The organism is Arthrobacter sp. H20 (genome assembly GCF_000520515.1).
In the GTDB taxonomy this organism is placed as follows: Bacteria; Actinomycetota; Actinomycetes; order Actinomycetales; family Micrococcaceae; genus Arthrobacter_D.
The window spans coordinates 1-8,756 of sequence record NZ_AZRY01000222.1; the positions used below are offsets into that span (position 1 = coordinate 1).

Below are 8,756 nucleotides of genomic sequence, written 5' to 3' on the forward strand. Positions count from 1 at the left end.
GTGGCCGCTGACGACCTCTCGACTCTGGATCAGGCCACCCGGTCCCGCGTGCGCCTGGTGTGGGTGAACTCGCCAGCCAACCCCACTGGCCGTGTGCTCCCCGCAGCCGAGCTTGCACCCCTCGTGGCCGATGCACGGGCGATCGGGGCTGTCGTCGCCTCGGATGAGTGTTACGCGGAACTGGGGTGGGGCGGCTGGGACAGCGCCCGCGGGGGCGAGCCGGTCCCGAGTGTCCTTGACCCACGCGTCTGCGGCGGCAGCCACTCCGGGCTGCTGGCGGTCTATTCGCTGAGCAAGCAATCGAACATGGCGGGCTACCGTGCAGCGTTCACTGCTGGCGACCCGGAGTTGATCGCCAACATGGTGAACTCCCGCAAACACGCCGGAATGATCGTGCCGTTCCCCGTCCAGGAGGCCATGCGCGCTGCCTTGACCGACGATGATCATGTGCAGGCCCAGAAGGATCTGTATCGACTCCGCAGGGACCGGCTGATCCCGGCACTGCAGGGCTTTGGACTGCGGCTTCAGGACTCGGCAGCGGGCCTATACCTCTGGGCGAGTGCAGGTGAAGACACCTGGAAAACTGTTGAACGGTTTGCCGCACTCGGCATCATCGTGGGACCCGGGACCTTCTACGGCGATGCCGGCCAGGGTTTCGTCAGAGTCGCGTTGACCGGCACCGACCAGGGCATTGATGCTGCAGCCACGAGGCTCACCGCGGCCGGGCGGTCAGCCCGCCTACACTGAGTGAGTCGATTAGTACTCGGAGTATCCCTACCGGTAGCGTTTTGGTTGAATGTGCGACGGTGCCGTAAGCCAATGCATGCCACCACTGTTGGAGGAGAGTTCAATGACCGAGCAAAACGGTGCGTCGTTGCACTATGACGGAGGCAAACTCAGCCTTCCGATGGTCAACGCCGCTGAAGGCAACAATGGCTACGACGTGTCGAAGCTGCTCAAGCAGACTGGTGCCGTAACTTTTGACCCGGGTTTCATGAACACCGCCGCCACCACCTCGGCAATCACCTATATCGACGGCGACCAGGGCATCCTGCGGTACCGCGGATACCCGATCGACCAGTTGGCGCAACACTCCAGCTTCCTCGAGGTCTCCTACCTGCTGATTTACGGGAACCTGCCCACCCCCACCGAGCTGGCCTCGTTCGACGACCGGATTCGCCGTCACACCCTGCTCCATGAGGAACTCAAGGGCTTCTTCGGCGGCTTCCCCCGCGACGCGCACCCCATGCCGGTGCTCTCGTCTGCTGTGTCGGCGCTGTCAACGTTCTACCAGGATTCACTCGACCCGTTCGACGACGAGCAGGTAGAGCTCTCCACTTTCCGGCTGATGGCCAAGCTTCCCGTCATTGCCGCCTACGCTCACAAGAAGTCCATCGGGCAGCCAATGCTCTACCCGGACAACTCAATGAACCTGGTCGAGAACTTTCTCAGGCTCTCCTTTGGCCTCCCCGCCGAGCCGTACGACCTCGATCCGATGATGGTCAAGGCCCTCGACCTGCTGCTGATCCTGCACGCCGACCATGAGCAGAACTGCTCCACCTCGACCGTGCGCCTGGTGGGCAGCTCCCATGCCAACATGTTCGCTTCGGTCTCCGCGGGCATCAACGCTCTCTTCGGCCCACTCCACGGCGGCGCCAACGAGGCTGTCCTCAACATGCTCCGCGACATCAAGGGCAAGGGCATGAAGCCCGAAGACTTCATGGAGAAGGTCAAGAACAAGGAAGACGGCGTGAAGCTCATGGGCTTCGGGCACCGCGTCTACAAGAACTACGACCCCCGCGCCACCATCGTCAAGGCAACCGCTCACGACATCCTCAGCAAGCTCGGCGGCAACGACGAACTGCTGGACATCGCCATGCGCCTCGAAGAGAAGGCCCTGGCGGATGACTACTTCATCGAACGCAAGCTGTACCCGAATGTGGACTTCTACACTGGCCTGATCTACAAGGCTATGGGCTTCCCCGAAAAGATGTTCACTGTGCTGTTCGCTATTGGGCGACTGCCGGGCTGGATCGCCCAGTGGCGTGAAATGATGCAGGACCCGCAGACCAAGATTGGTCGCCCACGGCAGCTCTACACGGGTGAAGCGGCGCGTAACTACCCAGCGCGCTAGCTCCGCTCGTTACCACCAGCTTACGGCGACGGCCGGTCACCTCCCCAGGTGGCCGGCCGTCGTCGTCTAGCAAAAAATCAGCTCGCGTAGCCCTGGGGATTGTGCTTCTGCCAGCGCCAGTGGTCCTCACACATCTGCTGCAGCGACCGGCGCGCTGACCAGCCCAGATCTGCCAGTGCGGCCGAGGGGTCGGCGTAGCTCACTGCCGCGTCGCCGGGGCGGCGGTCAGCGAACTCGTAGGGAATCTTATGCCCGGCTGCCGCCGAGAATGCGGCGAGTACCTCCAGCACCGAGGATCCGTTGCCAGTGCCGAGGTTCCAGCGGTGCACTCCGGCGTGGGTAGTCAGGTAATCGAGGGCAGCCAGATGCCCCGCCGCCAGGTCGACCACATGGATGTAGTCACGCACTCCAGTGCCATCAGGGGTGGGGTAGTCGTTACCGAAGATCATTACCTTCTCCCGGCGGCCCACTGCCACCTGGGCGACAAACGGCAACAGGTTGTTCGGTATCCCGGTGGGGTCTTCCCCAATTCGTCCCGACTCGTGAGCCCCGACGGGATTGAAATACCTGAGCAGGGCGATGTTCCAGCGGCCGTCGGCGGCACCGAGATCAGTGAGGATATCCTCGATCTGCTCCTTGGTGCGGCCATAGGGGTTGACGGCGTCCAGCGGCATCTTCTCGATCAGGGGCACCTCTTCGGAAGCCCCGTAGACGGTCGCCGAGGAGCTGAAGACCAGTGTCCTCACCTGGGCCGCGTCCATCACCCGCAGCAGGGTCAGGGTGCCGCCCACATTGTTGTGGTAATAGTGCAGCGGCTGTGCCACCGACTCGCCCACTGCCTTCAGCCCGGCGAAATGGACTACGGCGTCTATCTGCTCGGCGTCGAACACTGCGGTGAGTGCTGCCTCATCCAGGAGATCCATCTTGCTAAATTTCAGATCCTTCCCGCTCAGTTCCCTGACGCGGTCCAGGGCAGTCTCGGAGGAGTTCATCAGATTGTCGACGACCACCACCTGGTGGCCGGCTTCAAGGAGGGCGAGCGTCGTATGCGAGCCGATGTAGCCGCTGCCGCCAGTAACCAGTATTTTCATTCCACCAGCCTAGTTTGTTGGAGGACTATCGGCCGTCTCCCCGGGGTAGAGGGTAGCGGGAGTTCGGTCTAGGCTTGGAAACATTAGGCCGAACCGGTGCCGGGGCGTCCGGGCGGAAACGACTCAGAGAGGTTGATCGAATGATGCCCACTGATGGTCCTGAGTGGCGGATTGTCGTGGACACCTCGCCGGTGATGTTGTTTTCGCTGTACCTGCGGGATTGCGCCGGGTTGGACGGCGCGGGAGTGCCCATGGTGTCTGAGGTGGTTCCGCCGGTCCATCGCGCCGATCCGAGCCAGCTGGTGCATGACGCCGGTGGGATGACTGTGCTGCGGATCGAATGGGAGACGTGGTGGCGTCAGCTGGTGGGGGACTGCTTCGATGCTGAGGTGACGGCCCCGAACTTCCCTGAGCTGGACTCCCTGCCCGCGCTCCAGCTCCTGGCCCAGGCCCACTACGGCGCAGCGATGGATTGGTCACGTGACCGGAGGGCCGAATACGCTGTCCTGACCCGGAAGCGGGGGCGATTCCAGTCGCCGGATCCCTTCGCGCAGCTGGTTGAGGAGCGGGAACTCGAGTTGGGCCGGTCTGCCCGGGCGTTCACGCTGCAGGTGGTGGAGCTGCCCCTCAGGGAGCCGCGTGCCTGGTTTGTTGAGCCGGGCACTTTGCTGATGTGTCAGGACCTGTCGGAGGACACCCAGGCCTTCGCCAGTTATGTCCGGCCGGTGATGGAACTGGTCGCCTAGGATGCCTGAGTTGCAGCGTCGGCTGCTGCGAGCTCGACGACGATTTGCCCGGTAACTGTCTCGGCAGCGTTCCAGCCGTGACCGGATCTGTTCCACTGCAGCCCACCGAAGGACACCGACTCGATGTGAAGGGCTTTCGCATTGGCTACCGCCCATTGCGCGGCAGCCCAGCCCTGGGCGCCAGCGGCATTCAGGATGAGCGTCTCGGCGTCGGGCAGCGTCGCGTCGAGGGATCCGAAGGCCTGTTCAGCTGACGCGCGGACTGCAGCAGAGTCACCCGACTGATCGGTGCCGCGAAGGATGCAGTTCAGCGACGCGGGGGAGTTACCGGTCAGGGCCGAGGCGAAGGCGCGGCCCTCGGCCTCATGGTCGGCGTACGCGTCGGGGAGTGCGCTGCGCTGCACCGCCTGCGCCGCCTCAGTGATGGGCAAGCTCTCGTAGCCCGGCACTTTCACCAGCTCGTCGTAAAACGCGCCAGCAGCGAAGATCGGATCCTGCACCTCGGCGTCGGTACCCCATCCTTGCGAGGGCCGCTGCTGGAAGAGCCCCCGCGAATCCGGTCCCGCCTGATCGCCGTAGTCGAGGTTTCGCAGGCCCGACTCCTGCACAGCGGTGGCAAGGGCAATCGACGCCGCCCGCGCGGGGAGTCCCCGCGCTACCGCCACAGAGACAATCGTCGAAGCGTTCGCTGCCTGCTCCAGACCGAGCTCGTAGGTATCGTTGCCGACGACCGCGGTGCACCGCTCCCGCACCAGGACCTCAGAGGAATTCACCTGGTTGACTGCCAGATAGATGCCACCGGAGAGTATCGCCAGCAGAACCACTAGGACGATTGTCGTCTTCATCCGGCGTCGGCGGCGTACCTCGGCTTTCGCGTAAGCCACGGGTACCTAGTTGGCGTGCAGCACAGAGTTCAGGGCGACGCCGTGACCGCTACGGGGACGGGCTTCGACGACGCCAGTTGCCGAGTTGCGGAGGAACAACAGGTTGGACTCGCCAGAGAGTCTGGCAGCCTTGACCACCCGCGAATCAGGAAGGGTGACCTTGGTGCCAGCGGTGATGTAGAGGCCGGCTTCCACAACGCAGTCGTCGCCGAGAGAAATGCCGATACCCGCTTGGGCGCCGAGGAGGCAGCGCTCACCGATCGCTACTCTTTCCTTGCCGCCACCAGAAAGCGTGCCCATGATTGATGCCCCGCCGCCGATGTCCGAGCCGTTGCCGACAACAACTCCGGCGGAGATGCGCCCTTCAACCATTGACTCACCGAGGGTGCCAGCGTTGAAATTGACGAATCCTTCGTGCATCACTGTGGTGCCAGCGGCCAGGTGCGCTCCAAGCCGTACCCGATCGGCGTCGGCGATGCGAACACCTGGGGGGAGCACGTAGTCGACCATGCGGGGGAACTTGTCCACGCCGTAGACAACAACGGTGCCGCGGGAGCGTAACCGGAGGCGGGTTGACTCAAAGTCCTGGACCGGGCAAGGCCCGAAGTTGGTCCACGCCACATTGGCCAGCAGGCCAAAGAGGCCGTCAAGGTTGAGGGTATTGGGGGCAGCGAGACGGTGGGATAGCAGATGCAGCCTGAGGTACGCATCAGCCGCGTCGGCTGGCGGGGTATCGAGATCAATGTGCACCTCGACGACTTCCTGGCTGGTCCCCCGCAGGTCATCAGTTCCGGCCAACGCATCGAGGGAAGCCCCCAGGTCCTCCTGCGACGAGTCCCCGAGCTCAGGGCGGGGAAACCACACGTCAAGGACTGCGTGATCGGCGGCCATGGTCGCAAGGCCTAGTCCGCGGGCTGAGCGGGTCCCAGAAGGGGCGGGCGTGAGGGCTGTGGCTCGTTCAGTCATGGCCTCAAGTCTACCGAGGGATAGTCTTGATCAATGACCGAACACCTGATTCCCAGCCTTGACCTGTCTGCCGATGTTGCCCTCCTCACTGCAACCCTTCTCGACATCGAGAGTGTCTCGGGTAACGAAGGGATCCTCGCCGACGCTGTCGAGAGCGCCCTGCTGCGACACCCACATCTTGAGGTGGTGAGGGACGGCGATTCCATCATCGCCAGGACAGCCCTGGGCCGCGCCGAACGGATCATTCTGGCCGGGCATCTCGATACGGTGCCTCTTCCCAGTGTTCCCGGTTCGCGGGGCACAGTGCCTAGTACGTGGGATGGCGAAGTGCTCTACGGCCGTGGTGCCACTGACATGAAGGGCGGGGTGGCTGTCCAGCTTGCGCTCGCGGCTGGGCTCACCGAGCCAGTCCGCGACATCACCTACGTCTTCTACGATCACGAGGAAGTGGAGGCGTCGTTGAGCGGCCTCGGCCGGCTGGTCGCCAGGTTCCCTGACTGGCTGGCGGCCGACTTCGCCGTGCTGCTGGAACCAACTGACGGCACCGTTGAGGGGGGCTGCAACGGCACGGCCCGTTTCAATGTCACCACCACCGGCAGGGCAGCGCACTCGGCCCGTGCGTGGATGGGGGAAAACGCCATTCACGCAGCCGCTGACATTCTTGCCCGACTCCGCGACCATGAGCCTCTCACCATTGACGTGGACGGGCTCGCCTACCGGGAGAGCCTCAACGCTGTGATGATCCACGGCGGGACAGCGGGGAATGTCATTCCGGACCGGACAGTTGTCGAGGTGAACTACCGTTTCGCTCCGGATAAATCACCCGACGACGCCGAGGCGTACGTCAGGGCAGTACTCGAGGGCTATGACGTGGAGCGCACCGATGTTGCGGCCGGCGCACGCCCTGGGCTGCACCATCCGGCGGCAGCCGACTTCGTCGCAGCCGTGGGAGCGGAGCCCAAACCGAAGTACGGCTGGACCGACGTCGCCCGCTTCAGTGAGTTGGGCATCCCTGCCGTCAACTTTGGGCCTGGGGACCCGCTGCTGGCACACTCGGATAACGAGCATGTCAGCGCCGCAGAAATCAGGGAGTGCCTGAGGGCGCTCAAGACCTGGCTGAGCTAGCTCCACAACCCAACAACGCGCCGCAACGGTGATCAATCTGGACATCGGTGAGCAATATGCAGCATGTTCCTCACCGATGTCCAGGGTGACCCAGTGTGTCCAGGTTGATTACCAAGGCGGCAGGTCCGAGCACAACAGCCAGACAGAAAAGTGCGGCTACACCTCAGGGTGTAGCCGCACTTTTTGTCGGCGCCGATTTCGGGCGGTCGCGTTAGGCCAGTTAGTTCACCGAAGCCGCTGGTGTCAGCTCAGCATCCTCGTCTTTCTTGACCTTGTGCCCGGTCCTGAAGCTCAACAGCGTCGAGAGCTTGTTGGCCGCCGAAGACAGGGCGAAGTTGATGATGATGAAGATGAAGGCTGCAATCAGCAGGGACTGCAGCAGGTTGCCTTCACCGACTCCCAATCGACGTGAGTACTGCAGCAGTTCCGCGTAGCCGATGATGTAGCCAAGTGCCGAGTCCTTGAGGATGACAACGAACTGGCTCACCATTGCCGGCAGCATCGCTACCAGCGCCTGTGGAATTTCGATACTCCGCAGGGATTTGCCCGGTGTCATACCGATCGCCATTCCCGCTTCACGCTGGCCCTTGGGCAGGCCGTGCACACCCGAGCGAACCAGTTCGGCGATCACCGATCCGTTGTAGAGGGTGAGCGCAGTGACAACTGACACGAAGATTGGATCCTCGATGAATGGCACCTGTGACAGCGCCAGCCAAAGGAAGATCATCATCAGCAGGACTGGTACAGCGCGGAGAAATTCGACCACCAGTCCGGAGAACCAACGGATAGGGGCAATGTGGGACAAGCGTCCGATGCCGAAGAGCAGACCGAAAGCGATCGACGTGACCACTGCTACCGCTGCGGCCTTGAGGGTGCTGAGCAGGCCAGGGAGGATGAAGAATTCCCAGGTCCGCCACTCGAGGAAAGGCGTCCACTTTGCTGCGGCGAATTGCCCTTGCCCGGCCAGGGCCACGACGACGAAGGCTAGGAGGCCCAGGACCAGCAGCACTCCGGCGATATTGCCGAGGAGGATGCGGCGTCTGCCCTTGGGGCCAGGGGCATCGAATAGAACCTGTTGAGCGCTCATCGTGCCACCGCCAGTTTCCTAGACAACCAGGTAGTCAGAAGGCCAATGGGGACAACTATGATCACGAAACCCATGGCGAAGACGAAGAAGATCGGGATCACAAGGTCGCCTCTGAACTCGATCATTTCCTTCATCAGGTTTGATGACTCGACCACTGACCCTGCGAACGCGACTGTTGAGTTCTTTGTCAGGGCGATCAGCACGTTGCCCAGCGGTGCGACTGCACCGCGGAGGGCCTGCGGAAGAATGATCAGCCGGGCTGCCGGCAGGAAGCTGAGCCCGATGGCCCGCGCCGCCTCGGCCTGTCCCAGCGGGACCGTATTGACGCCACTGCGGATGGCTTCACAGACGAAAGCCGCGTGGTAGATACTCAGGCCCAGAATGGCAAGGCGAAGGAAATTCACCTGGAAGTCCTCGGCGAGGACAACGTTCAGCTGCCCCCAGAGCCCGAGGACGCCGAAGGCGATAATCACCGTGAGCGGTGTATTCCGGAAGATATTCACGTACGCTGCGCCGAACCACTGCAGGCTGGCGATCGGCGAGATGCGCATCAGCGCAAGGATGGTTCCCAGGATAAATGACCAGATAGCGGCCCAAAACGTCAGCTGGATATTGACCCAGAACGCTCCCGCGACGTCGTACGTCTCAAAGAGCGATAGGAAATTATCCATGGTTCACCTCTTCCGTGGTGTTGAAATACCGTGGTGTTGAAATGCCTTGGCG

9 protein-coding genes are annotated in these 8,756 nt (G+C 62.7%); 4 read left to right on the forward strand and 5 right to left on the reverse strand.

The window, feature by feature from the left end; translation table 11 throughout:
• Both Y703_RS0101935 and Y703_RS0101940 read left to right on the forward strand, forming a co-directional pair.
• Nucleotides 1–747 (forward strand): aminotransferase class I/II-fold pyridoxal phosphate-dependent enzyme (locus Y703_RS0101935; protein ID WP_026551378.1); only part of this gene is annotated, 747 nt, incomplete at its 5' end.
• A gap of 103 nt (nucleotides 748–850) precedes the next feature.
• Complete coding sequence (locus Y703_RS0101940) at nucleotides 851–2,134, forward strand: citrate synthase (protein WP_035763433.1); 1,284 nt, start codon at nucleotides 851–853, stop codon at nucleotides 2,132–2,134.
• A gap of 77 nt (nucleotides 2,135–2,211) precedes the next feature.
• Here Y703_RS0101940 and galE read toward each other — a convergent pair whose 3' ends face one another.
• Nucleotides 2,212–3,225, reverse strand: coding sequence for a UDP-glucose 4-epimerase GalE (gene galE / locus Y703_RS0101945; protein ID WP_026551380.1), 1,014 nt, complete (start codon nucleotides 3,223–3,225; stop codon nucleotides 2,212–2,214).
• Nucleotides 3,226–3,365: 140 nt separating this feature from the next.
• Between galE and Y703_RS0101950 the strand changes: the two genes are divergently transcribed.
• Complete coding sequence (locus Y703_RS0101950) at nucleotides 3,366–3,971, forward strand: hypothetical protein (protein ID WP_026551381.1); 606 nt, start codon at nucleotides 3,366–3,368, stop codon at nucleotides 3,969–3,971.
• On the opposite strand, the gene Y703_RS0101955 is transcribed toward Y703_RS0101950, so the two are convergent.
• Nucleotides 3,968–4,816, reverse strand: coding sequence for a hypothetical protein (locus Y703_RS0101955; protein WP_026551382.1), 849 nt, complete (start codon nucleotides 4,814–4,816; stop codon nucleotides 3,968–3,970). The two genes, Y703_RS0101950 and Y703_RS0101955, sit on opposite strands and share 4 nt — an antisense overlap.
• A gap of 45 nt (nucleotides 4,817–4,861) precedes the next feature.
• Nucleotides 4,862–5,821 (reverse strand): 2,3,4,5-tetrahydropyridine-2,6-dicarboxylate N-succinyltransferase, encoded by a 960-nt coding sequence (gene dapD, locus Y703_RS0101960; protein WP_026551383.1) that lies wholly within the window; start codon nucleotides 5,819–5,821, stop codon nucleotides 4,862–4,864.
• 33 nt (nucleotides 5,822–5,854) lie between these two features.
• Between dapD and dapE the strand changes: the two genes are divergently transcribed.
• The gene (gene dapE, locus Y703_RS0101965; RefSeq protein ID WP_026551384.1) at nucleotides 5,855–6,946 is read left to right on the forward strand and encodes a succinyl-diaminopimelate desuccinylase; all 1,092 of its coding nucleotides are present in this window, start codon (nucleotides 5,855–5,857) and stop codon (nucleotides 6,944–6,946) included.
• A gap of 220 nt (nucleotides 6,947–7,166) precedes the next feature.
• On the opposite strand, the gene Y703_RS0101970 is transcribed toward dapE, so the two are convergent.
• Both Y703_RS0101970 and Y703_RS0101975 read right to left on the reverse strand, forming a co-directional pair.
• Entirely contained in the window at nucleotides 7,167–8,033 is an 867-nt protein-coding gene (locus Y703_RS0101970; RefSeq protein ID WP_026551385.1) for an amino acid ABC transporter permease, read from the reverse strand.
• Nucleotides 8,030–8,704: an amino acid ABC transporter permease gene (locus Y703_RS0101975; protein WP_026551386.1), complete on the reverse strand. Its 675-nt coding sequence runs from the start codon at nucleotides 8,702–8,704 to the stop codon at nucleotides 8,030–8,032. Before Y703_RS0101975 ends, Y703_RS0101970 begins: the two co-directional genes overlap by 4 nt.
• Between the last annotated feature and the right edge of the window lie 52 nt (nucleotides 8,705–8,756).